Below are 24,375 nucleotides of genomic sequence, written 5' to 3'. Positions count from 1 at the left end.
CTTTTTTCTCCGCAGAAGTTAAATCCATACCATCTAATTTGAGTTCTACTTCTATATGATAGTTTACTTAAGTTTGGAAAGCAAACACACCGTCTCCACATTCGCCGTCCCAGGGAACATATCCACACACATTACCCGCTCTACCCGATAGCCTCCTGCCAGGCAAGCAACCAAATCCCGCGCCAGGGATGTGGGCTTACAACTGATATATACGATCCGCTCCACGCCATACTGCAAAATCTTTTCCAAAGCCTTGGGGTGAATGCCGTCTCTCGGCGGATCCAACACAATCATCTCCGGCTTTTCCTCGATCGTATCCAATACCTTCAGTACGTCTCCGGCGATAAACATGCAGTTGCTCAAGCCGTTTTCCTCTGCATTCCTCCGGGCAGCCTCCACAGCCTCCTCCACAATCTCGACCCCGATCACCTTCTCCGCCACTGGCGCCAGAATCTGCGCGATTGTGCCTGTCCCACTGTAAAGATCAAACACCGTCTGCCCTTCGATTTCTCCGACAAATTCTCGGACCGTCTGATATAAAACTTCCGCTCCCGCCGAGTTTGTCTGGAAAAAGGAAAAAGGCGTAATCCGGAACCGGAGCCCCAAAAGTTCTTCATAAAAATAATTTTTCCCATATAACACATGCGTCTGTTCACATTTCACCACATCCGCGACGCCGCCATTTTCCCCGTGTAAAATCCCAGCGATTGTTCCATCCAAGTTTAAGGCCAAAAGCTGCTCCACAAAGTCCGACTCCACATGAAATCCCGGAACCGTCACCAGCAAAAGCAACAATTCGCCGGTTTTCCAACCTTTGCGCACCACAAGATGGCGCAAAATGCCAGTCTTTTGCATCTTCTTATAAAAGGGAACCTGCTTTTTCGTAAAATATTCTAGAACGGCACGCAGAATTTTTCGGTAATCTTCCTCCACGATTCGGCAGCCGTCTACATTTACAATATCGTAGAAACTGCCCCGCTTATGAAGCCCCAAAGTCATGGGACCATCCTTCACCGCGTCTCCAAAAGAAAATTCCATTTTATTCCGGTATTCTGCCGGGCGCGGACTGGGCAAAATCCCCTGAAAAGGAAAGTCCTCTCCCAGCACAGGTTTCAACAATTCCGTTACCTGCTCCGCTTTTATTTTTAACTGCTCCTCATAGGGAAGCGTCTGATAGCTGCAGCCGCCGCACTGCCCAAAATGCGGGCAAGGATCCGCCGTCTCCGCAGGCGACTTCTCCAGCACTTCTAAAAGACGCCCCTCCAGTCTCTTTTCTCCGCCTTTCGTCACCATAACAGCAACCTTTTGGCCTGGCAATACATGTTTCACCGTCATTTTCCGGTCATCTATATGTAAAATTCCCTTATTGGGGAAATTTAATTTCTCCACAACACCCTCTACTCTCGTACCTTTTTTCATAAAACTTAACCCCTCCGTAGTTCGATCGCCTCAATTTAAAATTCACTCTGTCCTAACCATGCATGCCCTTGTCAATGGAAGGTATCCTTATCTCAAATATAGATAAAAAGGGCTGCCGCATCCCTGCAGCAGCCCCATCCTCTATCACCAATTTCTTACTTTTCGGGCTCTTTTTCCTCGGCTTCCTCGTCCTCGTCTTCAAAGAACTCATCCATATCGTCATCATCAAAGTAGATATCGTCATCAAAGTCATCGAAATCGTCCTTGATAAAGAAACGATACACGCCGTAAGCAATCGCCGCAACAGCTGTCACAATACCAACGATTGTCAAAATCGTGCAGATCACATGCTTTGTTTTCTGCTCTTCCTCCTGCTTATGCAAAAGGCTATTCAGTTTACTGGCGGCCAGCATCTCTTCAACTTTACTCATCTCACTTATTCACCCTTTCCTGGTTCAAGATTTACAAAAGGACTTCTTGTTTTCCAAGTCCTTTTATATAGTGGTAGTATACCATCTTTTGGAGAAATTTACTATAAAAATGTTATAAAATTTTCCTTTTCCTCGCTACATGTTATACTTTCGCCAATTTTGCAAAAGATGCAAACAGTTTTTTCACTCCTACCCGGTCAAACTGCACCGTCACTTCAAAATCTCTCTTACCATTTTCAACCTCCAAAACCGTACCCTCGCCAAACTTCACATGGCGCACCCGATCGCCCTTTCCATAGTCCAGCTGGGAGGTCTTTTTCATCGAAAACTGTTTTCCCAAATAAGCCGCCGTGGTCTGGGAAGTCAGAACCGTAGGTTTGGGACGATAAGCCCCGCCATGCCCTTTTTCCAACACCGCAACGCCGCTTCTTTTCACCGACGCTTCCATTCCGGACAACAAGCTTTTTGGAATCTCGTCGACAAACCGGGACACCCGGCTCACTCTGGTCTCCCCATTGGTCATTCTCTGTCTCGCCGCCGTCAATGTCAGCGCTTCCCTCGCTCTCGTAATTCCAACATAACAAAGACGCCGCTCCTCCTCGATATCCGTTGGATCGTCGGACATGATGGAAAGGCTGCTGGGGAAGAGGCCGTCTTCCATACCGCTCAAATACACGCGAGGAAATTCCAGGCCCTTCGCACTGTGCAGCGTCATCAAAATGACCCTGTCTTCTTCTTCGTCCAAATTATCCACATCCGCAACCAGCGCAATCTCCTCCAGGAAACGTCCCAAGGCTCCGGTATCTTCCGGCTCGTCCCCAAATTCAGCCGCTTTATTGACCAATTCCTGAAGGTTTTCCAATCTAGTCTGCGCCTCAATGGTATTCTCCGCTTCGAGCTCTGCCCGATACCCCGTCGAATCCAGCACACTTTCCAACAAGTCCTTTACCGTAAGGAAATCCGCCTGACTCCGCAAAGTCTGAATCTGATGGACAAACTCCCCGATCTTGCCGGCGGCTTTTCCTAAAGAAGGAACTCGCTCCGCCTCCGTCAAAGCGTCATAGAAGCTCATTCCATAGTCCGCGGCATAAGCCGCCACTTTATTGATACTGGTCTGGCCGATTCCCCGCCGAGGCACATTGATGACCCGCTGTACCGCCAGATCATCCTGTCCATTTGCCACGGTTTTTAGGTAGCAGACGATGTCCTTGATTTCCTTGCGCTGATAGAAATTGATGCCGCCAACCAGACGATAAGGCAAACTATAAGCCACACATTTTTCTTCCAACAAACGGGACTGCGCATTTGTCCGGTAAAGAATGGCACAGCTTCCAAAGGAATATTTTTCTTTATTCTTTAAAATATCTCGAACAATTCCCTCCGCTTCCTCGTAAGCAGTTTCATACTGGCGAAGAGAAACCTTTACCCCCTCCTCGTTCTCCGTCCAGAGAGCCTTATCTTTTCGCCCCTGGTTATTTTTGATCACTTGGTTCGCCACTTCCAAAATATTTTTCGTAGACCGGTAATTTTGTTCTAGCTTGACCACTTTGGCGCCTGGAAAAGTCTTTTCAAAATCTAAGATATTCTGAATATTAGCGCCCCGAAACTTATAGATCGACTGGTCGTCGTCGCCCACGACGCACAGGTTTTTATGCGCTCTGGCAAGCAGCGAGAGCAGACGAAACTGGGCCGTATTGGTATCCTGGTACTCGTCTACCATAATATAACGAAACCGCTCCTGATAATCCGCAAGAATTTCACCATGAATCTCGAACAACTCTACCGTCTTCACCAAAAGATCATCGAAATCCATCGCATTATTGCTTTTCAGCTGACTTTGATATTCCGCATAAATATCCGCTACGCGGGTCTTCCTGAAATCTCCCGCGGCCATGGTATAAAAAGCATCGGAAGAAATCATTTCATTTTTCGCGGATGAAATCTGGCTTAACATCGCTTTTTCTTTATAGATCTTCGGGTCCACGTCCAGCTTTTTTAAAACCTGCTTCATCAAGGTTTTCTGGTCATCGCTGTCGTAAATGCTAAACTGATTGGTATATCCCAATAATTCTCCATGACGCCGCAAAATCCGCACGCACATCGAATGGAACGTGGAAACCCAGACCTGGCTGGCTCCATGTCCCACCAAATCATCCACACGCTCCCTCATCTCAGCAGCCGCTTTATTGGTAAAAGTAATTGCCAGAATGTTCCATGGCGCCACCTGCTTTTCGTGAATCAGATAGGCAATCCGGTGGGTCAGCGCACGGGTCTTTCCAGAACCCGCCCCCGCCAGGATGAGAACAGGTCCCTCGGTCGTAAAAACCGCGTCCCTTTGCTTCTCATTTAACGTGTCATACATCGTGCTCATGAATGATCTCCCTCATATCATTATCTTTTGATAGCGTTTCCAGATAAGCTCCGGTAACGTACACAAAGATAAGATCCCTTCCCAATGAAGGAATCTTATCTGAATTTCTAGCGTAACTTATATCCACAGTTCGGGCAAAAATTTGCTCCGCTTGCCGCTGCTCCACAGTTCGGACAGAAATTCGGAGCCGGCCCGCCTGCAGACATGCTTCCCCCAGCCGCAGAACCAGTAAAATTTTGACGAATCGCCTGTTTTGCTATCTCCTGCACATCCTCCGGATAGGAAACGTTCTGTATGTAGAACTCATCGATCGCAATTCCGATATCCCGCATCTGCATATCCAGGTCTTCACAAATTCCTTTTGCAATCTGCGCTGAGCTGGACTGTAGGTGAAAAATATCTTTCCCTTCCTGGACGACCCATTTCATCAAGAGCGGATCTAAGCAGGCAGCAACTCGCTCCTTGACTTCATCGACGGTATAAAGCTGCCGAACACCCGCCACTTGGTCAATCAAGCTGATATAATCGCAGACCCGACACTGAAACGTCCCAAAAGCGCGGATCGGAAGACCTCCCGGAAGCCCCTCGACTGGGATAAAAATCGCACCTCTCGTTCCCCACTTTACGGTAAAATCCTTTACATTTACAAAGAGGATCTCCGCCCGAAGACTCGACCGAAAGCCAAAGCGGAAATTTTTTAAGGTGGATAATACCGGAACAATGTCCGATTCGATATCATAGCTTCCTTCATCCTGGAAGATACCTTCAATCTTGCCGTCCACCATAAAAATCGCGTCCTGTCCGGCACGGACTACCAGACGGCTTCCCTTTTTAATCTCCGTATCCGGCCACTTCCAGAAAATCGTTTCGCTGTTATATTCCTCCCACTCGATCACAGAGGAACCACCGAACAATCCCATATGTTATTTCCCCAACTTTGCTTTCAGCGCCGCCAGCTCGTCGTCCACCGCCGAAGCCGGAGCAGAATCATATTTCTCTGCCAAAGCATCCAGTCCATCCGGATCCGACGCCGACTGGTTCAACTCAGCCATAGCATTTGCCTCGTCCAGCATCCGGTTCGCTTTTGCTTCCATGCGGTCGAAGGCGGACAGATTTTCCTGGCTTCCAGCAACGCTGGCGCCAATTTTATTGATCTTTTCCTGGGTCTTGGCCACAGCCATCTTCGCTTTCACAGAATCCCGGCGGGCGTTCAAAGATGCAATATCCTTGCAAAGTTTATCGTGCATCTGACGCATCTTCGCTGCATTGTCCGCGGCGGCGGCATATGTTTGAGCAAGGCTCGCGCGATTTTCGGATAACTGCCCCTTTTTCTCCAGGAACTTCTTCGCATCCGCGTCATTTCCAGCCAAAACCGCCTTCTCCGCATACGTCTGCATCTTAGCGATCTCTTTATCGCAATCATCTAAAGCCCGTTTCGCGCGGGTCTCTTCCGCCATAATCGAAGCAGTCTCCGCTTTCACCTTTCCCAAGTCGCTTTCCAGATTTCTCAGATACTGGTCTATCATCTTGGAAGGGTCCTCCATCTTATCCAAAAGGGCGTTGATGTTGGCCGACATAATGTCAGAAAATCTTTGAATAATTCCCATCGTTCTATCCTCCTATATGCGAATTTTTTATTTACTTCCTTTATATTTTGGTGCTGTCCGACCTAAGGAATCTTCCATCCAGGCTTTCTTTATACTCTGGTGCTATCCGACCCCAGGACTCCTCCCACCTTCGGTGGGCCCCTCCTCAGGTTATATGGTGGGCCCCTCCTTAGGTCATATCATACCATACTTCTGATTTGCTGTCCATGATTCTTTCTGGCAAATAATTATCGAAATATATGGGGGATTTTACACTGCTGATGCGATATTTCCTAAATATCGCATAAAATGCACTCACGTGATCTGCAAAAGAATCTCAGCAGGGGCAAGCACCGGAATGCCGAAGCCTTCAAAGTCATTTTTATTTCGGCTAACAATATAATCGCAACGTATCGATTTCGCACAGGTGGCGGCTAGACAATCCTCAAAATCTTTTGCTTTTTTCTGGAAAGCAATAAGAACGTCATCATTTGTAACACTGCATACCTTAACAATCTCTAAAAGCTTTCCAATTGCTTTATATGCCAATTCCGTGCTGTGTGTATATTTTCTTACAAGATAGTAGATATCGGTAACGGAAGGCGCCGATACAAATCCTTCTACTTTATGTTCTTCACAGAGGCTCAAGACTTTGTATGAATCTGCGACAAAAGGCTCCCGTTCCAGCAACACATCAATCACTACATTGGTATCACACATTATTTTCATATTTTGACAATCGCTCCTCTCGTAAAGAATCTATGTCGATATCAAGAGGAACATCTTTCAACATCCCGCGCAGGGAATCTACAGCAGAAATCCGAGGATTTACAACTTTTGCGATTATTTTCCCATTGCGGGTAATAAAAATATCTTCTTTCGCAATCAACTCCAGATATTTTCCAAAGTTGGTTTTAAACTCCGTTGCAGTAACCGTCATATGGAATCCATCCTCCTTTTCTATATGTTTGCTTTTATTATATGCGATTTTTTCTATAAAATCAATAAAATCGCACAAAAACAGCTAATATTAGCCGTAAAAATATTCGATCTGGAATAGGCGTATCACTTTGTTCTTGATCTCAATACGCCTTACTTAACAAAAAATCCGCCAAATACACAATTTTAACACCGTTAACAGTTCCTACCGCAAGCTCGTAAAGCGTTACTACATATTTCCTAATCTTTTTCTCTCATACTGTATTTTTATTATAGAAAAACAACAAAAAAATCCCCTCATTTTTCGCAATTTCTTATCTCTTTTATGATCTCGTTGTCCTCCCTGTATTTGCCCTTGCTGCATGGAAGGTACCTGCAAGAAAAGCTTGTAATCTGGTTTTAATTACTATATAATAGGGGGATGGAGGTACAAAGGCATGGCACATTCAAAGGAATTTGAAAAACTGTTGGAGAAATACGGGAAGCTCGCATATATCAAGCCGTCCATGCTCCCGAACATCGATCTCTACATGGATCAGGTCACGACCTTTATGGATGAAAAGCTGAAAGAATTCAAACGCCATCCAGACGATAAGATTCTGACCAAAACCATGATCAACAATTACACCAAAAACAACCTGCTGCCGCCTTCGGAAAAGAAAAAATACAGCCAGGAACATCTGCTTTTGTTAATATTTATCTATTACCTGAAAAACATCCTGTCCATCAACGACATTCAGACGCTCTTACAGCCGCTCAATGAACATTACTTTGGCAATGAAGAGGACGAAGGGCTCAGCATGAAAGACATCTATAAAGATATCGTACATCTGGAAACCCAGATGTTCCGCCCCTTTTACAAGGATATCCTCGGAAAAATCAATCTCGCGGAGAAATCATTTCCGGATGTTCCTGAAGAATCCAGGGAATACCTGCAGAATTTCGCCATGGTATGCATGCTTGGCTTCGATGTGTATCTAAAAAAGCAAATGATCGAAACAATCATCGACGATATGAAAGAATAGCGGAGCGGCCTTTGGCCGCTCTTCCATTTTTTCTCAATGTATCCGCCCGCACTGAATCTCCCAAAGAAGTTTCCGGTTCACCTCAAATCCCCAATCATTTTCCTCTAAGTAACACAACTCCTGTTCCGCATAGTCTTTTGCTTCTCGAACCAAAGTTCTCCACGTCGTCTCCAGAGGAATGATGCAAATACCAGATTCACAAATGTCCATCTTCCTTCGAAAACGCTCCGCCACCCGGATCGCCGTTTTTGCGTCGTGGGTATGAGGGAGATTTCCCCACACTTCCATCGCTCTGGTCGGCACAACCCGCCCGCCGCAATATCCCTCGGAAAAAGACCAATAAATCTGATCAATTCCCTGCGCACAAGCGACCCGGTACTGATCTTTTGCCGCTAAAATATAAATTCCATTATCTACACTCATAACAGATTCATTCCTCCAAAATAAGAGCGTTTCTTTTTTCCAACTTCTGTAATTTCCCTATTGTCTCCGAAACAACGCCATTTCCCTATGTAAAAGCGCGTTTCATTATCGAACATTTATTCGCTTTTCTGTATTATATCATCTCCTACAAGAGAAGTCAATAGCATATCCCACAGAATTTTTCCATCTCAGTTTTATGCAATGTTTTTTGTTTTTTATTCAATATTGTTTAAATCGATGATATTCTTTCCTTAATTTTATTGTTTTTTCTTTCAATGCAACTCTCTAACATTTTCTCTTGACAAGTGTCTTTTCTTGCGGTATACTCTCTTTACCCCTATAAACGAATGCACGTTCTAACTCATTTTCTTTTTTCTAACTTCACTTTCCCTTGTCAATCACAAAAAATCAAAAGAAAGGAAGGCTAGCGATGTCAAAGCAACTCACATCTGCAAATTCTGCCGAGTCCGGCAATATTACTCAAAAAATCCGTCAAAATATGGCGAAGTATGATCACCGTCAGGAGAGCCCTGTTCTTCGGGAACGGGATTTTTACCCGCCCACGGATCATCGTTCCCGCCGCACCCCTACCTGGTGCTGTTCCGATCAGCCATACGACAGCTACATCAAAGAGATCGCCATCTATCGCGAAAAATAAACAGGAAGGAGTGAGATCCATGAAGGAAAAACCCGCAGGTGTACGCATCCTCTCCCTGGATGCAAAAGATCTTTATCTGGCCAATCATACAGAGGGAAAGCAAGACGGCTATGAAATCCGAAAACCAGACGGTACGCTCCGTCTTCGAAAATTTATCAACACGCTGGATGAAAGCATAGAACTGCGAAAGCTCCGGGACGTTTATGAAAAGGCGTACCGCAACAATCGATTTTCTTTCTGGAAAAATGGTTTCGAGTATACCACCCATGTCATCAACGTCACATTTCACTACAATGTCAAACAGTTTAACCATCTCCGCCCTGGCGTTTACGTCCGAGAAGGATTCGATCTGGAAACACTGGTTTTTCACGACCACGTCTGTGAAAAGGACGGAATGCTGCTGGCGGTGGAAACCGGTGTTCCGGTATCGTCTCCGGTGGAAGCCGCCCTTACCGAAGGCTTTTTTACCTTTGACGGTTCCTGTTATCAGCCAGGCCGGATTCCGACCTTACAAACTGTGTCCCAACTGCGGAAAGAGCTCTATGAACATGGATTTGTCTGCGATGGCATTCACTATGTCCGTTTTAAGCGATCTTCCGGATCTGCCCGTGTTGGAAAATGCCTTTTTATTGACGAACGGCTTTATCGCTCCATGCACCGCTGGGAATGCTGCGGTGTCAAGCTAAAAAAAGGCCAGCCTGTCGACCTGGCCGCCTGGGAATCTTATATCTCGCTGACGACCTCTTCCATCCTGGATACGCTGACGATCCTGCCGGAAAATATCCTTCTAATCGAGGATTATGAAAGCGTCTTCACAGAACGCGCCATGGAAACCACCATCGAAGGCACATGGCTCTCCACCAAAGAAGCTGAGACCGAAATCCGAAACAATATCTTCGACGGTCAATCCCTGATGGATATCAGCCTATTTGGGAAATATTCCGACAAGGGTATGCTGCTGCTTCGAAACCGTTTTTTCAAATCCTGCTGCTTTAACGCCAATCTGCAGCTCTGGTTTCAGGAAAATGATATCACCGACGTCGCGCAGCTGCATGGTGTCACCAGGGCGCGTTCTCTGGACGAGATCAAGCTCATTACCACGCCCAGCAGCATCAAATATCTGAAATTTGGTTCCTTTGAGCAGTGGTTGGATCAACTGGAACCCGAATTCGGCATCGTAAAACACGAAAAGCCGACCCATTACTTCGGAGGCCGCATGGTCTCCACCCATTACCAGTTGTTAAATACCCTCCATTTAAGCGAGAAAGATATGAAACAATTTTTATCTCCCTCTCTCGACTACCTCCATCGTTTAAAAAGAGATCCGGCTGTCGTCCGCTACTATGTCCAGTATCCTGCGGAAACCGTCCTTCCCGAAGGGCCGCTTTACTCTAAAAATGATATGATCTTCCGCCTTTTAGGGTTAAATGAACGTTTTGCTGAAACCAAAGCGTACCATGACTTTAAAGGAGATTTGACCAGAGCATTTGTCAAGAACCTGAAAAAAGGCCATGTGCTCGTCCACGGAACCTATGCCACCCTGCTGGGAAATCCTCTGGAAATGCTGCTCGCAAGCATCGGGCGTTTCGACGGTCACTCCCGCCTTGGTATCGGCCATGTTCACAGCATCGGCTTTTCCTATCACCAGACGCTTTTGTGCAGCCGTTCTCCTCACATCACGCTGTCCAACGTATGGCTGCCGGAAAATGTTCCCGACGAGACGCTCGACCGTTATCTGAATCTAACTCCGGAGATTCTTTGTATCAACTCCATCGGCGAGAGCGTTTTAGACCGCAACAGCGGTTCTGACTTTGATTCCGACGCTCTGCTATGTACCGATGAACCGACGCTGATTAAAGCCGCTAGACTCCACTACGATGAATTTCTGGTGCCGGTCAATCACGCCGCCTCTCAAAAGCGGAAACGGAAATTTACCAACGCGGAAAAAGCGGATCTGGATATCCGCACCAGCACCAATAAGATTGGAGAAATCGTCAACCTATCCCAAGAACTAAATTCCCTTCTCTGGGATAAGATGAATCATCAGGCCCCTGCGGATGAGATTCAGGAAATCTACCGGGATATCTGCCAGCTCGATATTCTATCCGGGATTGAAATCGATAAGGCCAAGAAGGAATTTGTCATCGACAGTACGGCGGAACTAAAAAAGATTCGGAAGAAATACCATCGGGAAGACGCCAAGGGACGCGCTATCAAGCCACAGTTTTTCGCCCACATCGCCCGGTCAAAAGGCTATTACGATCCGGAGAAAAAGAACTATCAGCGCCATGAAACATCGATGGATTATCTGCAAAAATGCGTCAACTCCTTTCAACGCACCGACAACCGAAACACGCAGAAAAAGGAATTTCTTCCATTCTCAGAAATTCTGAATAAAGAAGATTATTCTTGTTCCGAAGTCAACTACCGTCAGGTGGAAAAGATCTTTTCCCTATTGGAAGAAACGCGGCTTGAGATCAATCAAATCTACGCTTCCGAACAGCTGGATGCCGCTGCCAAGAAACAGCGGGCCGACGAACTTCGTCAAAAAGCCGCCGACTATATCCAAAATAGAAAGATGAATTCCAGCACCATGCTTTATCTCCTTGCTTCCTGTGAAAAGCCAGAGCACCGCCTGACCGGCCGAACCGCGCTCCGCCTGCTCTTTGGCTGTCCCAACCTGGATTTCTACCAATTAATCAAAAAAAGCGCGCAGCCGGTAGAAACGCTGATCGAGCAGGAAGACGGTGAAATCCCCATCTATGGGTTCCGATTTACTAAACGCGTTCTCCCCTATCGGTAGAACGAATCCAAAACTTGCAATTTTTCCCATCTTATTTCCGAATCGGTTTTCCATTCCCTGGAAAAGCCACGGAATAGCGCGGTTTCTTCGAACGTTAGTTCTCGTCCTTTAGGGAAGAAAGAAACCTGCCAAAGCCTTTCTCTTCCTCGTATCTCACCGGACCGGGAGAACCCATCCACGATGGGCTCCCGGCCACTCTCATTTTATGAAAAGGAGGTGCCGACCATAGCCACCAGTTCTATCATTACCAATCTAAAACATCAAGTCATTCAAGAAATCTTAGCCGACGATGCGCTGCCCGCGCTGATCAAAAGCAGTTCCGATTCCCCTGCCGGAAATCACATCTTCCCTTATAAGAAAATGCCGGAAGCTGCCACTTCTATTTCAGCCTATCTCACCGTTCAGGTGCATCTATTCCCCTCGGCTTCCGGAAAAACCTGGGTAAGGCCCACCCTGGAAATCTGGATTTTCTCCTCCCCCTCCCACATTCTGTTCACAGAAGGAGAAACTAGTGAAAACAGAAACGATGCGATCGCCCGGCTTCTGGACGAAAAGCTGAACGGCCGATCCGACCTCGGAGGTTTCGGCCCGCTTCATCTCGTCAGCAGCCGGGAAGGTGTCGTGGAAGATTTGGCTTATTATCGCCGGCTTATCTTTGAGACAAAGGACTTCAATGTGCAGCTATGAACAATGATATGTTACAAATCTATCGCGGCAAGGATTATGTCATCAACGATTTCATTCGAATCCACCAGCCGACCTTAGGAGAAATTGCAGATTTTGGCGAGCAAAGGTACTTTTCCGTCGTCCATATGCTCTGTGCCACGCCGACCGACTGCAAATACCAACTCCATCTTCAAGGAATCAATTGGGAAGAAATCACGGATTTCGAACTTTTTCTCATCTACTCCAAAGGCTTCCGCCAGGAAGATACCCGTCTTCTCTTCGGAGATCTGGACATCGCTTCCTACGGGCGGTACCGCAATCAGGAAAACGATGAGTTATGTCTATACAATCCGGAAACCAATTCGATCATCGACCGGTCCATCTATGAATTGATGGTATCCTTTCTGCGGAAAGTTCACGGCCTGAAACGCCACGTAGAGATCTCCGGCAACGAATTCACGCACAAGGCGCTCTTAGAGGAAGCGGAAGAAGAATTTCTGCTTCAAAAAAATAAAGAATTCGAATCCTCACTGGTGCCTCTGATTTCTACGATGCTTGGCATGGAAGGCTTCGGCTATAACCATAATACGGTCTGGGACATGAAGCTTCTCGCGTTTATGGACAGCGTCCGGCGAATCCCTTCCATAAAAAATACGGATCTGCTTTTGCAAAGCGGATACTCCGGCTTTGGCATCGACCTGAAAAAGGTCAACAAAAAAGAACTCAACTATTTCCGGGACCTGGATTAAAGGCCCGGACCCATAAGGAGGAAAAAAATTATGGCTTTCAATTTAAACAATTTCGTTATTGACCGTGTAAGAAGAGGTACCATGTTCTCTCCCAGCACTGGAGAAGTTCTGTGGTCCATCACCCAGATCAAAGACGCCAGCCTGAGCATGACCAGCGAGTCCGCTGACGTAACGGACGCGATCGGCAGCGTCATCATGAAGTTCGACCGCTCCAAAAACGCAGAATTTTCTGCTTCCAACGCGCTGTTTGACACTAGCCTGGCTGCGGCGCAGTTTGGTTCGGAGAAAAAAGTGGCCGGCGCGGATTCCAAGATCGTTGTACCGGCCTACGAGAAAGTAACGGTAGAAAACGGCAAAGCTCTTCTGAGCCATGTGCCCGCTGGTACGGCTGGCTCTGAGATCAAGTACATCTACGCGTTAAACGGTGATAGCACATTGGGAACCAGATACGGAGTAGAGGCCACCGCTTCCGCTACTGCGTTCGCTCTGGATGCTGAGACGAAGACGATTACGGTTCCCACCGGCGTAACTGGCGATATCGCCGTATTCTATGAGTACGAAGCAGAAGAGGCCGTTATGCTGGAAAACAATGCGGAAGACTTCCCGAAGGCTGGTAAGTTCGTGATGGAAGTAGTCGGCAAGGACACCTGCAATACGGATAAGGTTTACTATGCGTATGTGGTATTCCCCAACGCCAAACTGAAACCGGATATGGATCTCAGCTTCACGACCGACGGCGGACATCCGTTCAGCATGACCATGATGCAGAATTACTGCGATCCGGACAAGCGTCTGTTCAACATCTATATTGCAAACGGCTCCGATGAGCGATAACTTAAACCATCGCTGCTTGATCTGCGGCCGCCGGTATTACGCCTGTGACGACTGTCTGAAAAAGCGCTCTTTCACCCCCTGGCGCTCGATTACGGATACCAAAGAGCACTACCAGTTATACCTTCTCCTCTGTGATTACCGGGACGGCCGCCTGTCCCGGGCAGAGGCCAGGGAAAAGCTCTCCCGAATTGAATTTTCTCCGGAGGAGTGTCTGGAAAGTGTGCGCCAATTACTGAACGAAATTATGGAATAGGAATTTTACATGGGCCGGAACACCGGCTATCTTTACTCTTATCTTAGGCATAAGAGCGTCCTATTCTGAGGGCGCCCTTATGCCTATTTTTTTGCGATGGAGGCTCACAGACGAAACGATTCGCCTTCACACGCCCACGTCTATTCGTTCCCCTGCCCTATACTAGCAGGGGAAATCTATTTTATCAGGAGGAACAACCCATGCGCGCATACAGCGAATTATTCCATTGCTTCTATGAAATGGAGGACTGTATCTTAATCCCCAATATGAAGCAAAATTTTAAATATTTAAACTCCGGCAAAGTCGGCGACTTGCTGATGGATATCATCTGCGGCTCCGACGGACGACTGGTTTTTGTCTGGCAAAAGGCGCCAGCCCTCAAAGAACTTTACCTGCTCTGGTGCGACAGACAACTATAACAAAATACCAAAAGCGATAATGAAACCCCAAACAATCATCAAACACCTATAAAATAACAAATTCAAAGAAAGGATTTACTCCATATGAAAAAAGAAAATATCTGTGTAAAAAAATATCTCTCCTTCCCGGAAAGAGAGCGCTTTATCACCATCGTCGCCGACTCCTATTTTGAATCCGGAGAAGACGGCGCCATCACCTATGCCCCCTACCGCGCCCTGGAAGCTCTGGCAGTGGGATTTTTTACGCTGTGCGTAGAAGGAATCACCTACGAAGAGGGAGAAGATGTCTATCAGTGTCTGGAAGATCCCGATCTTCGCGCCCTGTTTGAAGAAAATCGCTTCTCCTGGATTTTAACCGAAGTGGACGACTGCGCCCGCGATTTGGCGGATTTCCACAAAGACCGTCTCCTCACCGTGTCTTCCCCTGTGCAGCAAAAGCTGGCGGAAGCCCTGGAAGCCGAGCTGCTGATTCGAAAGCAGGAAGAAGATCTGCTGAAAAAGCAGGAAGAATTTTTAGAAGATCAGAAAAAACAAAACGCCTACGCGGAAAAGGTCCTGGAATTAATGACCCCCGAAGAAATCGCAGAACTAAACCGCAAGATGCTTTCCGGACAGGAAGAAATGGAAGAAGCCATCCGCTCGATTGCCTATAAGGTAACGGAAGAAGGAAAAGAAGACGCAGCGGAGACGGTTTAAAAAGGCTATTCCCCAAAATTACAGACCCGGCGGCAGACGCTCCTTTGTCTGTCACCGGGTCTATCTATACCGTATTTTCATCAAGAGCAAACTTTACATGCCCTGCTTTTCCCGCTTTCCGATATGGTTCCGCTATAGATCGTCTTGGAACGTTTTAGTGTAGAACAATTCTCGCTATAATGGTAAACCTTACCGCTTGGCACCCAATATACCGTCGTCTCATTTCTTTCTTCCCTGGAATCATTGGCCTTATTTTCCAGAGACTGGATGTTTTCTTCCTCCGATGAATCCGCTTTGTCCCTTTCACCGGACGCTGCCTGGCAGGTTTCATGCTCTTTTGACAGGGATTCATATGCGCTCTCTGCAGAACTCATCCGGTCTGTCAATTCACGAACCGCTTGAGACTGCCCGCTCGCTTGCGCCTCCAAAGCCGCCATACTGCTTTCCCGATCATCAAACATCCTTTCCGATTGTTCTGCCAACGATTCCAGCTCGCCCTCTTTTGTTTTAAGCGCCGAATTTTCATCCGCCAACGAGGAAGCCTGTCCCTGTAACTGTTCTACCTGCGCCTCCAAACTGCTGATAGACGCTTCCTTTTCCTGAATTTCATTCCCATGGCTCCCGCTTACTCCCACCAAGAGAATGAGTAAAACACAGGAAGTGATCGCTAAAAATCTGGTGTTTTTTAATTTCTTTCCGATTGCGGATATACGTGTTTTCCATCCTTTGTCTCTCATGGTATTCCCCTTTCCCTAACCAGTTGGTATTTATTTCTAAATCATACCATGTTTTCACTGACAAAGATAGAATCAATCTCATTTTACGTCATAGATCAGCGAAAAGCCGTCTCTATTCCCTACCATTTGCATGGAACGAAAACAAATCATCTTCCCGACGGAGGCTTCATTGTTCACTCCGATACGGAGATGATATCACATAGATGTTACCCGTTAACCGCTCCAATCAGGAGACTCAACTACTTAAAAGAAAGGACTTATTTCCTATGACACAAAATTCAAAAACTTCAAAATCTTCCTCTGGGTCCAGTTCTCCCAAGCGGAAGAAATCTTCTGAGCTTCCTTCCGGGAAGCTCTCACTATCCGGAGAACTACAAATCACCAATCTCAATCAAATACGGACTCAACTGGATTCTTTAACAAAAAAACGGTTTGTGGAACTGGAAGTCAAGCTGACCGGCGACGGCGCAGATTTTCTGAAAAATCCCCAGATACGCACTGGGCCGGTACAGGTGCAGACAACGGCTGCCCCTTCTAATACCAGTTCTTCTAAATCAACTTCCTCAAAACCTTCTCTCTTTGACAGCTCTGCTCAAGGCAGGGCGCTTGTCGCTGCTTCTACTCCTCTTATCAGAGACGCGGGTGAGGGGTGAAACGCTCCCCTTTGCAAAATGGCCCGCTGCAGTCCGGTGGTAACACGGAACGAGCATTTCTTTCAAAATGCAAGGGACTGCATAGGAAACAACCGAAATTGGCGCCTCTGGCGCTCCATCTCGTATTCATGGACAGGGTGCACCGTACCCGACCGCTACGAAACCGCAGGAGATCAGGAACTCATCTATCCTGCGGCGGCCAGCCTGAAAGGGACTGGGTATCGTGACAAGGCGGCCGGCAGGGTAATCTGCAGCAAAGCCTCTCTTCCTGGAGAGGAATGTTCATCGACTATAATGGTTGACGGGAGCGATCGCTTCCGGATGGCATAGTCAGGGCTAACGTGCGCACATCACGGGAATACGGGCATATTCTAAGCGTATGTCATGTGCTGTTGTGACTTCCCCCGTTCGGAAGGCTTGCTTAGAGAACGGATCAAACTTCTAGATAACCAAAAAGGAGCCTTACAGGAAGGCCCCCTTGCTCTTATAAATGGTAAAGTGAAACGGTAAATATGCTTGCTTGATAGGAAAATGTGGATGCTTTACAGGTCGAAAAAGTGGCCAAAGCCAAATTGGATTTTAGACCGGTTCGCTTCGCGGACTTCCTCCCCGATCATTTCTGCCAGTTTCGCATTGGGATCCTCTTCCTCCCCCATTTCAATTCTTCTTTTATGGAACTCATATTGGTCGAATAAGGGGTTCCCATAACAGTTTTCATTATAAAGCTGCTGTTTCAGCCGAGAAGGATCTCCTGCCTTCTCCAAAATTTCCCCTATGGTACTTTTTACCGGAATCATCGTGCAGCCACAATTGCTACATTCATCGTCTTGTTCAATTGTACTCCATGTCCAGCCGCACCTTGGACAAATCAAGTAGTGTTCCAGCCGCTCCTGGGGAACTCCCTTGATCAGCTGACGCACGATCTCTTTTTCTTCTTCACTCTTTGCATACCGCCACATAATATATCTATCTGTCACTTCCCAAGCCCACATCTCATATGTATTGTCATAACTTTCTGCTTTTATATCCGTTTCCTGCATTTTTTTTCCACATTTAAAACATTTTCTGTCTTCTGAATCGCCAATAATTTCGCATTCCCAGCATATCCCCACGGTTTTATTCATTTTTGCCCCCACTTTCCATTTCTATTTGTGCATCAACATTATACTACTTGTTTCATCATAACATCACAACACCCATTTGTAAACAGCGAATTGCCCGCATTTTTCACGCAATAAAAACACAAATAAGTTTAAAATTGAAAGTGATTTTTATATTCCCAAAGGGGTAAGTTCTATTCCCCCAAACAAAAAAAACAACATACGCGAAGCCTTCTCTTCCGTCCAAAAACGAGGATTGGATCAAACTTTAAAAAAATTTAAAAATTTAGACGAATCCACCAAACAGTACCTAAAAACCACTGATTCCTCCCAGTACTCCATCGAGGGATTGAACAAGCACCTAAATCAGCAGGCGAAGTCCGCTCAAAGGGCAGCCATCGGCACTCAGCTTGCCTCCACTGCCTTAAACGGCCTCATGTCCTTCGGCATCAGTGCTGGCATCAGCCTAATCGCTTCCGGCATCAGTGAACTGGTCCATGCCAGGGAGGAGGCCTTAAAGGCGGCTCAAAGCGCCACCGAAGAACTTGTATCCAAAAATTCCAACATGGATTCTATGATCTCCCAGGTCACGGAACTCCGTACCGCTCTCGATTCTGGAGCTCTGTCCGAATCCCAGGCAGCAGAGGCAAAGGAACAACTCTTCTCCATCCAGCAACAGCTGGTCAACTCCTACGGCTCCCAAGCTCAGGGCATCGACCTGGTCAACGGCAGCCTGCAGACGCAAATTGGTCTGATGGAGCAGCTTTCCGAAAAGGATGCTCTGGACTATCTGCATCGGGAAAGAAAAGGCATAAAAGTTGCAAAAGAGGAAATGACAAAGGAACGCCACTATTCCCTTGGAGATTTTTCTTTAGCTTCCAAAAATCCAGATGATGTAAAAACTCTGGAATCCATTGTCAAGGAGTTTGAATCACAAGGACTCCGTCTTCAGGAAAATAGTTTAAAAACCCGTTCAACCATCTACTTTGATGGAGACGCCACAGAAGCCGACCGCGTCATCAAGCAATTTCTGAATCGTGTTCACGCAGAACTGGGAGATACGGATTTTACCAATGATATTTTTGATCAATCTTCCGATGCTTTAACCAAAAACCAGGAAATCCTTGATGACAGCCAAGCGGTTTACAAACAAGCCCTTATGTCAGAAATGGTTTCCCAAGGGACCGGTGCCGGTTCAATCGCGGATAAGTATAACCAGTATACGCAGGCGATTATGAAATATAATCAGGCGCTTTTAAACCCCGAAGATACCGAAGCTCTCTCAGCGGCAAGGTCAGAATTCGAAACAATCCGTGCAGACGTCGAAGCAATGGGCGACAACTCTTTCAAATACCTGTTCGATGATGCCTACAAGGGTTTGAACCAGGCTGCGGATTCTGCGCTCCGTTTCCATGACGCTTTAAATGGAGGGGGCGCAAATTCTGCAGAGCAGGCTGTCAAGGATGCTGGTGACGCTTTAAAAGGCTATAACCTTTCCGCCGATAATTTTATCGACCCAAGTACAGTTTCCAATATTCAAGGCGCGGAAGATGCCGTACAAGATTTTGTCGAATCTGCCCTGGAGTTTGGCATTATCTCGGATACTTCTGAAGCCGAATTGAAAAAGCTTACGGACTTACTGGTAGATTTCGGCATCATCAGCGCCTCCGCCAGCGACGGTATGGATGATCTGGCTTCAAACTCAGAACGTTTTGTAGCACTCTATTCATCCGCCGCTGCTGTTCTCGATCAAACTGGCACAGCCCTGGCCAAGTCCCTCTCTGGCACTGGTTTGGACACAGAGAGCATTACCCAGCTTTCCTCTGCCTTCCAGGGACTGGAAGGCTATGACACATCTAAGCTCTTTCAGACCACGGCCGACGGCATCCATCTAAATGTCGACGAACTCCGCAGGCTGAACAAGGAATACCAGGATCAGACCGCGGAGACTTTCTATCAAAATGTAAAGGATTCCTACTCCAAATGGCAGACTGCCATCCGCACCAATGCCAATGAGGAAGAAATCTCCCGCCTATATCAGGAGTATGAAAACGCAACCCAGCTTGCCTCCCAGTACGACGGCTTAACCTCTGCCTACCAAAACTGGATCCGGGTAAAATCCGGCGGGGAAGAAGGTGATAAATACGACTCTTACCAGGAAATTTTCCGGCGAGGGAAAGAGCTCCAAGAAGCTGGCCTTACGGGAACAGAAGAATACCGGGCCCTTGCTGATCTGCTTTCCTCCGACGATCTGACCAATGCTTCCAGTGAACAGGTTAAGGAGGCATTTAACCGGGCCCTTGAGTTAGAGCAGTATTTTACCGAAGGAAAGGAAGGCGTCGAAAAGTTTCTCGAAGATTTCCATTCGGAGGACGGGATCTATGACGTAGAAGCAATTGCCGCCCAGCTGCACACGGAAGAGGAAAATATCGAGGCGATCCTGGCCAAAGCCAGGGACTATGATTATGACGTCCAGAGTAAAGAAAAGCCTTTCACAAACTACATGACTTCCCTGGAAGAACTGGAACGCCATTCCGATTCTGCTTTCGATACCCTGAAAAAGTTGGAAAAGGTCACGGAGGACTTCCAGTTTGATCCTTCCAATACGGAGACTCTTGACGCTCAGACGGAGCAGGCGAAAACTTTATTGGAGTCTTTCCAGAATTCCGATGGCGAATTGGATCTAAGCATGGATGGCGCGCAGGAAGCCGTCACCATCTTAGCTACGCTGATCCGCCAAAAGCAGTCCCTGAATCAGCCGACGATCATGTCTGTCGATACATCCGGTGCAGATATCGAAATTCAGAAAGGAATCGGACTGCTCCAAGCTTATCAAATGGCTGCCGGCGATCTGGAGGTTGCAAAAGAAATCGGGGTTGAAGCGGACATTTCGACTGCCCAGGATAACCTGGATAAAATTTCCGGTCAAATCCAGAACCTTCCGGAAGACGTAAAGGCACAGTTGAAGATCACCGGTGTGGATTCCACCAGCCTGAGTCAGACGCTGCAGGCTTTGGATGCAGGGGCACTGAGCACACTCAATGTAAAAGTAAATAGTGGAGAAGTCGACCAATTCGTAAACACGCCCCACGATGCCGAGGGGACATGTTCCTACAAGATTGATGCATGGTCTGTTAATGCCTGGATTCCTCCGGCCAAAACAGGCGTTGTCTCATATTTCCCGAAGCTCTCATCCGGTTCTACGATTTCCCCTCTCCTTCCACCACTCCTCCACCAGGCCGATGGCACCGCCCATGCCCTCGGTACCTTCCCTTCCCTCTCTGCCCGTGCTCTAGCCCTCGGCGGCCTGACAGGCCTTCCTCCCTTCTCTTCTGCGTCCTACGCCAGGGGCAGCTGGGGTACCAAGCGCAGTGAGAACGCTCTTACCGGGGAACTGGGCCAGGAACTGATCGTCTATGGCAACCGCTGGTGGACCGTCGGCGATACCGGCGCTGAGATCACCCATATCCCCAAGGGCGCTATCGTCTTTAACCATAAGCAGACCGAGGAAATCCTGAAAAATGGCTACGTTACCTCCGGCGGCGGCAGGGGCAGGGCCTATGCTTCCGGCACCATTCCGAACTCGCTCTCCGGTCCTGCCTATGCTTCCGGCACCGGCGATGCGGAGGATTCCTTTGAGGAGCTCGTCGACTGGATCGTCCGCAAGCTGGATGTCCTAAAGGCCCGCACCGAGGAGTTCCTTAACTCCGTGGAGTCTTCCGTCTCCACCGCTGCCAAGAAGGCTGGCTTTGATTCTGCTTTTTCTTCCATGATCGAGCAGATGCAGCTCCTCGAAGAAGCCGCAAACCGCTATCGGCAGGAGGCCGATTCCACCGACCTTTCCGATCACTATAAGGCTCTGGTCCGTTCTGGACGCATTGACCTGGAGAAGATTACCGACGAGGACTTGAAGAAGTCCATCGATACTTTCCAGGATTTCTATGATAAGGCCCAGGACTGCGCGGGGGAGCTTTCTTCCCTCCGGGGCGATATCCGAAGCGCCGCCGAGGATTTTGCCAACCTCCGCCTCGATGAGACCAAGGAGAAGATCGACCGGCTGGACGACGCCATGTCACGCCTGGAACAGGCTTATAAAAATGCTCTCAGCCTGACGGAAAAGAACAACCTCTTAGACCAGCAGACCCAGAACCTGAAAAATCAGCTGGATACCTATAACAGCGCTTTGGTGGATGCCAATACCGAGCTGGCCATCCAGATGGGGCTTTTGAAGAATGCCACCAGAGACCAGTTCCTTTCTGCTTTCCAGGCCAAGGAAAAGATCGATACCTCTTCCCTCTCCGGCTCTGCGCTGGTCCTGGCGGAGAAGTACAATGCCCTTTTAGCGGTGCAGAGGGAGGCTTACCAGAATGCTTCCAAGGCTGCCGCGGATTATACCGAGGCTCTCCGGGAGAATGCCAAGGCTAAGTTAGAGAACCTGCAGGAGGAACTGGACAATCGAAACGATCTTCTTTCTTCCAAACGCTCCCGCTTTGAGTCTGGGCTTGATCTCCTGGAGGCCAGGGGGGATTCCATCGGCATGGCCTATTACCAGAAGATGCAGGAGCTGTCCGAGCAGGAACGCCTTTCTTTGGAAGCGGCCAACCGGGAGCTGCAGGCTCTCCTGGACCGGGAAGTTTCCCGCGGTGTGATCGTCAAGAATTCCGAGGACTGGTACCGCCTGACTGGACAAATCCTGGACAATGCCAATGCCATCGATGCCTGCACCAAGTCCATCCTGGAGATGCAGCAGGCCATGGATGACATCCGCTGGGAGAACCTTTCCAGAAAGGTACAGGCTTACCAAGATCTGACGGAGGAGACCGACTTCCTGCTGGATCTCTTGAAACGCGAAGACCTGGTGAAAAAGACCGGTGCCTACACGGAAGCGGGCCTGGCCTCCGCTGGTCTGATGGCCCAGAAACTTGCCATCGTCCGACAGTCGGTTTCCGAATACCAGGCGGCCCTAGCTTCCCTGGATGCGGAGGCCAAGGGTTCCGGAGCGGACCAGATGGGCGCTTCCGGGTATAACGCCTACATGGAAAAACGAAATGAGCTGATGGAGGATTACCGGGATGCCATCTCCGATGTCTACGACTATGAGGAGGACATGCTGGACCTCATCCAGGAACAATTGGATGCCCAGGCGGATGCCTACGAGGATATCTTAGGCAAGCGGAAGGAAGCCCTGAAAACCGCCAAGGAGGAATCCGACTATCAGAAAACCATCGCGGAGCAGACAACCAGTATCCGGGAGATGGAGCGGCAGCTTTCCGCTTTAGAAGGCAATGACTCCGACTACGCGAGAAAGCGGCGGAAGCAGCTGCAGGCGGACCTGGCCAAGGCCCAGGAAAAGCTAGAGGATACGGAGGCCGATAAGAAGTACGAAATCCAGGTGGAAGTTTTGGATCAGGAGTTTGAGGACTTTAAGGACTCCTTAGAAGCCTACGCCAAGGATACGAAGACGGCTCTTGCGGACCTGACCGGCCAGATCAATGGGAATGTTTCCTTGGTCCGGGAAAGCCTGCAGAAGCTTTCGGAGGAAACCGGGTATCAGATCAGCGAGGGGATCACCGGCGTATGGTCTACGGCTGGAAATGCCGTGACGAGTTATACGGGCACGGTGGCCGATGCGGATGCGGCGATCACGGCGCATCTGAAACAGATTTCGGATGCCTACGACGCCATGGCAATCCGGATCGAGCAGGCGACCCAGTCGATGCTTTCGTCGATTGCAAAGCAGAACGAGGCGGTGACCGGCCAGAAGAGCGGGCCCATCCAGGCGGGCCATGTGAATGATACCACGGATTCCGCGGCAGTCAGCGCGGTGGTGGATAAGAACCGGAACTATATCCGGGGCCTGTATCTGGATCTGTTGAAGCGGGAACCGGATGAGGCTGGTTTGGAGGATTGGAACCAGCGGATGGCAAACGGGATGACAGCCGAGGAAGTCCGCCAGGGGATTATCAACTCCGAGGAATACCGGCGAAAATATGGCGGAACGTCCGGCTCTTCTTCCGGCACAGACCGGAAACTTGCCGAGGTTATCGCCAAAAGTGGAGTCAGGATCCGTTCCGGCAAATCTACCAAAAGCAGTATCCTTGATGCGCTTCCCCGTGGCACAGAGGTTGAGATTCTAGCGGAGGACGGCGATTGGGTACAGATTCGCAAAGGCAGCCTGAGCGGCTGGGCCGTGGCCAAATGGTTCCGCCGCTACGCAGCCGGAACACGCCGCGCCGGCGTATCTTCCTGGGCCTGGACTTCCGATGGAACCGGTGATGAAATCGTCATCTCCCCCAGCCGCCGTGCGGTTCTCACTCCTGTGGAGGCCGGCGACATCATTCCGAATGCCGATCTCAGCCGCAACCTCTTTGCCTGGGGCGCATACCGGCCGGAGGATTTCCTTCGTCAAACCAATCGGACCGCCCACGCGGTTTCCGCCGCCTCTCCGGTCACCAATATCACCATCCCCATCCAGTCTCCCCTGGTTCAAGTGGACGGCATCGCCACCGACGAGGTCGCGGCCCGCATGAGCCGGCAGATGGATCAGCAACTGAAAAACTTTGGACGGGATATGAAAAAGTCCATCCAGTCCTATACCGTAAAAAGATAACTT

At 48.5% G+C, this 24,375-nt stretch carries 21 protein-coding genes; 11 read left to right on the top strand and 10 right to left on the bottom strand.

Going from position 1 to position 24,375, the window contains the following annotated elements:
* Window positions 1–63: 63 nt before the first annotated feature.
* From rlmD to ACCC71_RS05800, 7 genes are all read right to left on the bottom strand, one after another.
* Complete coding sequence (gene rlmD, locus ACCC71_RS05830) at window positions 64–1,419, bottom strand: 23S rRNA (uracil(1939)-C(5))-methyltransferase RlmD (protein WP_434311479.1); 1,356 nt, start codon at window positions 1,417–1,419, stop codon at window positions 64–66.
* A gap of 155 nt (window positions 1,420–1,574) precedes the next feature.
* Complete coding sequence (locus ACCC71_RS05825) at window positions 1,575–1,850, bottom strand: DUF4366 domain-containing protein (protein ID WP_434311478.1); 276 nt, start codon at window positions 1,848–1,850, stop codon at window positions 1,575–1,577.
* A gap of 142 nt (window positions 1,851–1,992) precedes the next feature.
* A complete protein-coding gene (gene pcrA / locus ACCC71_RS05820; protein ID WP_434311477.1) occupies window positions 1,993–4,221 on the bottom strand; it encodes a DNA helicase PcrA in 2,229 nt (742 codons plus the stop codon).
* A gap of 107 nt (window positions 4,222–4,328) precedes the next feature.
* Window positions 4,329–5,141, bottom strand: a complete 813-nt coding sequence (locus tag ACCC71_RS05815) for an SPFH domain-containing protein (protein ID WP_434311476.1) — start codon at window positions 5,139–5,141, stop codon at window positions 4,329–4,331.
* Between the two features lie 3 nt (window positions 5,142–5,144).
* Window positions 5,145–5,828 (bottom strand): PspA/IM30 family protein, encoded by a 684-nt coding sequence (locus ACCC71_RS05810; RefSeq protein WP_434311475.1) that lies wholly within the window; start codon window positions 5,826–5,828, stop codon window positions 5,145–5,147.
* Between the two features lie 294 nt (window positions 5,829–6,122).
* Complete coding sequence (locus tag ACCC71_RS05805) at window positions 6,123–6,536, bottom strand: PIN domain-containing protein (RefSeq protein ID WP_434311474.1); 414 nt, start codon at window positions 6,534–6,536, stop codon at window positions 6,123–6,125.
* Complete coding sequence (locus ACCC71_RS05800; protein ID WP_434311473.1) at window positions 6,520–6,747, bottom strand: type II toxin-antitoxin system Phd/YefM family antitoxin; 228 nt, start codon at window positions 6,745–6,747, stop codon at window positions 6,520–6,522. Before ACCC71_RS05800 ends, ACCC71_RS05805 begins: the two co-directional genes overlap by 17 nt.
* 436 nt (window positions 6,748–7,183) lie before the next feature.
* Here ACCC71_RS05800 and ACCC71_RS05795 point away from each other — a divergent pair, with 436 nt between their 5' ends.
* Window positions 7,184–7,771 carry a DUF1836 domain-containing protein gene (locus tag ACCC71_RS05795; protein WP_434311472.1) on the top strand — a complete coding sequence of 196 codons (588 nt, stop codon included), beginning with the start codon at window positions 7,184–7,186 and terminating at the stop codon, window positions 7,769–7,771.
* A 33-nt stretch (window positions 7,772–7,804) separates the two neighbouring features.
* Here ACCC71_RS05795 and ACCC71_RS05790 read toward each other — a convergent pair whose 3' ends face one another.
* Window positions 7,805–8,194, bottom strand: a complete 390-nt coding sequence (locus ACCC71_RS05790; protein ID WP_434311471.1) for a hypothetical protein — start codon at window positions 8,192–8,194, stop codon at window positions 7,805–7,807.
* Window positions 8,195–8,624: 430 nt separating this feature from the next.
* Here ACCC71_RS05790 and ACCC71_RS05785 point away from each other — a divergent pair, with 430 nt between their 5' ends.
* The 8 genes from ACCC71_RS05785 to ACCC71_RS05750 all read left to right on the top strand — a co-directional run bounded on the left by ACCC71_RS05785 (window position 8,625) and on the right by ACCC71_RS05750 (window position 15,272).
* Window positions 8,625–8,852 carry a hypothetical protein gene (locus ACCC71_RS05785; RefSeq protein WP_434311470.1) on the top strand — a complete coding sequence of 76 codons (228 nt, stop codon included), beginning with the start codon at window positions 8,625–8,627 and terminating at the stop codon, window positions 8,850–8,852.
* A 19-nt stretch (window positions 8,853–8,871) separates the two neighbouring features.
* Window positions 8,872–11,655 (top strand): hypothetical protein, encoded by a 2,784-nt coding sequence (locus ACCC71_RS05780; protein WP_434311469.1) that lies wholly within the window; start codon window positions 8,872–8,874, stop codon window positions 11,653–11,655.
* Window positions 11,656–11,835: 180 nt separating this feature from the next.
* Complete coding sequence (locus tag ACCC71_RS05775; protein ID WP_434311468.1) at window positions 11,836–12,342, top strand: hypothetical protein; 507 nt, start codon at window positions 11,836–11,838, stop codon at window positions 12,340–12,342.
* Window positions 12,343–12,350: 8 nt separating this feature from the next.
* Window positions 12,351–13,070, top strand: coding sequence for a hypothetical protein (locus tag ACCC71_RS05770; RefSeq protein ID WP_434311467.1), 720 nt, complete (start codon window positions 12,351–12,353; stop codon window positions 13,068–13,070).
* Window positions 13,071–13,100: 30 nt separating this feature from the next.
* On the top strand, window positions 13,101–13,904 hold the full coding sequence (locus ACCC71_RS05765; protein ID WP_434311466.1) for a hypothetical protein: 804 nt from the start codon (window positions 13,101–13,103) through the stop codon (window positions 13,902–13,904).
* Window positions 13,894–14,157: a hypothetical protein gene (locus ACCC71_RS05760; protein WP_434311465.1), complete on the top strand. Its 264-nt coding sequence runs from the start codon at window positions 13,894–13,896 to the stop codon at window positions 14,155–14,157. The genes ACCC71_RS05765 and ACCC71_RS05760 overlap by 11 nt, the downstream gene beginning before the upstream one ends.
* 200 nt (window positions 14,158–14,357) lie before the next feature.
* Entirely contained in the window at window positions 14,358–14,576 is a 219-nt protein-coding gene (locus ACCC71_RS05755) for a hypothetical protein (RefSeq protein ID WP_434311464.1), read from the top strand.
* 84 nt (window positions 14,577–14,660) lie between these two features.
* Complete coding sequence (locus ACCC71_RS05750) at window positions 14,661–15,272, top strand: hypothetical protein (RefSeq protein ID WP_434311463.1); 612 nt, start codon at window positions 14,661–14,663, stop codon at window positions 15,270–15,272.
* An 80-nt stretch (window positions 15,273–15,352) separates the two neighbouring features.
* Here ACCC71_RS05750 and ACCC71_RS05745 read toward each other — a convergent pair whose 3' ends face one another.
* Window positions 15,353–16,009, bottom strand: a complete 657-nt coding sequence (locus ACCC71_RS05745; RefSeq protein WP_434311462.1) for a hypothetical protein — start codon at window positions 16,007–16,009, stop codon at window positions 15,353–15,355.
* A 203-nt stretch (window positions 16,010–16,212) separates the two neighbouring features.
* Here ACCC71_RS05745 and ACCC71_RS05740 point away from each other — a divergent pair, with 203 nt between their 5' ends.
* Window positions 16,213–16,662, top strand: coding sequence for a hypothetical protein (locus ACCC71_RS05740; RefSeq protein ID WP_434311461.1), 450 nt, complete (start codon window positions 16,213–16,215; stop codon window positions 16,660–16,662).
* Between the two features lie 542 nt (window positions 16,663–17,204).
* Here ACCC71_RS05740 and ACCC71_RS05735 read toward each other — a convergent pair.
* On the bottom strand, window positions 17,205–17,786 hold the full coding sequence (locus ACCC71_RS05735; protein WP_434311460.1) for a hypothetical protein: 582 nt from the start codon (window positions 17,784–17,786) through the stop codon (window positions 17,205–17,207).
* A 232-nt stretch (window positions 17,787–18,018) separates the two neighbouring features.
* Here ACCC71_RS05735 and ACCC71_RS05730 point away from each other — a divergent pair, with 232 nt between their 5' ends.
* Window positions 18,019–24,372 carry an SH3 domain-containing protein gene (locus tag ACCC71_RS05730; protein WP_434311459.1) on the top strand — a complete coding sequence of 2,118 codons (6,354 nt, stop codon included), beginning with the start codon at window positions 18,019–18,021 and terminating at the stop codon, window positions 24,370–24,372.
* Window positions 24,373–24,375: the final 3 nt, after the last annotated feature.

The organism is Hominifimenecus sp. rT4P-3, from assembly GCF_051055405.1.
Taxonomy (GTDB): domain Bacteria; phylum Bacillota; class Clostridia; order Lachnospirales; family Lachnospiraceae; genus Pseudolachnospira.
The sequence above is the reverse complement of the archived record's forward strand: the minus strand, read 5'-3'. Positions and strand labels throughout refer to the sequence as shown.

What these genes read in the sequence shown, in the direction of transcription:
- ACCC71_RS05760 (WP_434311465.1), top strand. Translation starts at nt 13,894, where the DNA reads ATGAGCGATAACTTAAACCATCGCTGCTTGATCTGCGGCCGCCGGTAT.
- ACCC71_RS05745 (WP_434311462.1), bottom strand. Translation starts at nt 16,009, where the DNA reads ATGAGAGACAAAGGATGGAAAACACGTATATCCGCAATCGGAAAGAAA.
- ACCC71_RS05740 (WP_434311461.1), top strand. Translation starts at nt 16,213, where the DNA reads ATGTTACCCGTTAACCGCTCCAATCAGGAGACTCAACTACTTAAAAGA.
- ACCC71_RS05815 (WP_434311476.1), bottom strand. Translation starts at nt 5,141, where the DNA reads ATGGGATTGTTCGGTGGTTCCTCTGTGATCGAGTGGGAGGAATATAAC.
- ACCC71_RS05735 (WP_434311460.1), bottom strand. Translation starts at nt 17,786, where the DNA reads ATGAATAAAACCGTGGGGATATGCTGGGAATGCGAAATTATTGGCGAT.
- ACCC71_RS05810 (WP_434311475.1), bottom strand. Translation starts at nt 5,828, where the DNA reads ATGGGAATTATTCAAAGATTTTCTGACATTATGTCGGCCAACATCAAC.
- ACCC71_RS05775 (WP_434311468.1), top strand. Translation starts at nt 11,836, where the DNA reads ATGGGCTCCCGGCCACTCTCATTTTATGAAAAGGAGGTGCCGACCATA.
- ACCC71_RS05750 (WP_434311463.1), top strand. Translation starts at nt 14,661, where the DNA reads ATGAAAAAAGAAAATATCTGTGTAAAAAAATATCTCTCCTTCCCGGAA.
- ACCC71_RS05780 (WP_434311469.1), top strand. Translation starts at nt 8,872, where the DNA reads ATGAAGGAAAAACCCGCAGGTGTACGCATCCTCTCCCTGGATGCAAAA.
- rlmD (WP_434311479.1), bottom strand. Translation starts at nt 1,419, where the DNA reads ATGAAAAAAGGTACGAGAGTAGAGGGTGTTGTGGAGAAATTAAATTTC.
- ACCC71_RS05755 (WP_434311464.1), top strand. Translation starts at nt 14,358, where the DNA reads ATGCGCGCATACAGCGAATTATTCCATTGCTTCTATGAAATGGAGGAC.
- ACCC71_RS05800 (WP_434311473.1), bottom strand. Translation starts at nt 6,747, where the DNA reads ATGACGGTTACTGCAACGGAGTTTAAAACCAACTTTGGAAAATATCTG.
- ACCC71_RS05805 (WP_434311474.1), bottom strand. Translation starts at nt 6,536, where the DNA reads ATGAAAATAATGTGTGATACCAATGTAGTGATTGATGTGTTGCTGGAA.
- pcrA (WP_434311477.1), bottom strand. Translation starts at nt 4,221, where the DNA reads ATGAGCACGATGTATGACACGTTAAATGAGAAGCAAAGGGACGCGGTT.
- ACCC71_RS05790 (WP_434311471.1), bottom strand. Translation starts at nt 8,194, where the DNA reads ATGAGTGTAGATAATGGAATTTATATTTTAGCGGCAAAAGATCAGTAC.
- ACCC71_RS05770 (WP_434311467.1), top strand. Translation starts at nt 12,351, where the DNA reads ATGTTACAAATCTATCGCGGCAAGGATTATGTCATCAACGATTTCATT.
- ACCC71_RS05795 (WP_434311472.1), top strand. Translation starts at nt 7,184, where the DNA reads ATGGCACATTCAAAGGAATTTGAAAAACTGTTGGAGAAATACGGGAAG.
- ACCC71_RS05825 (WP_434311478.1), bottom strand. Translation starts at nt 1,850, where the DNA reads ATGAGTAAAGTTGAAGAGATGCTGGCCGCCAGTAAACTGAATAGCCTT.
- ACCC71_RS05765 (WP_434311466.1), top strand. Translation starts at nt 13,101, where the DNA reads ATGGCTTTCAATTTAAACAATTTCGTTATTGACCGTGTAAGAAGAGGT.
- ACCC71_RS05785 (WP_434311470.1), top strand. Translation starts at nt 8,625, where the DNA reads ATGTCAAAGCAACTCACATCTGCAAATTCTGCCGAGTCCGGCAATATT.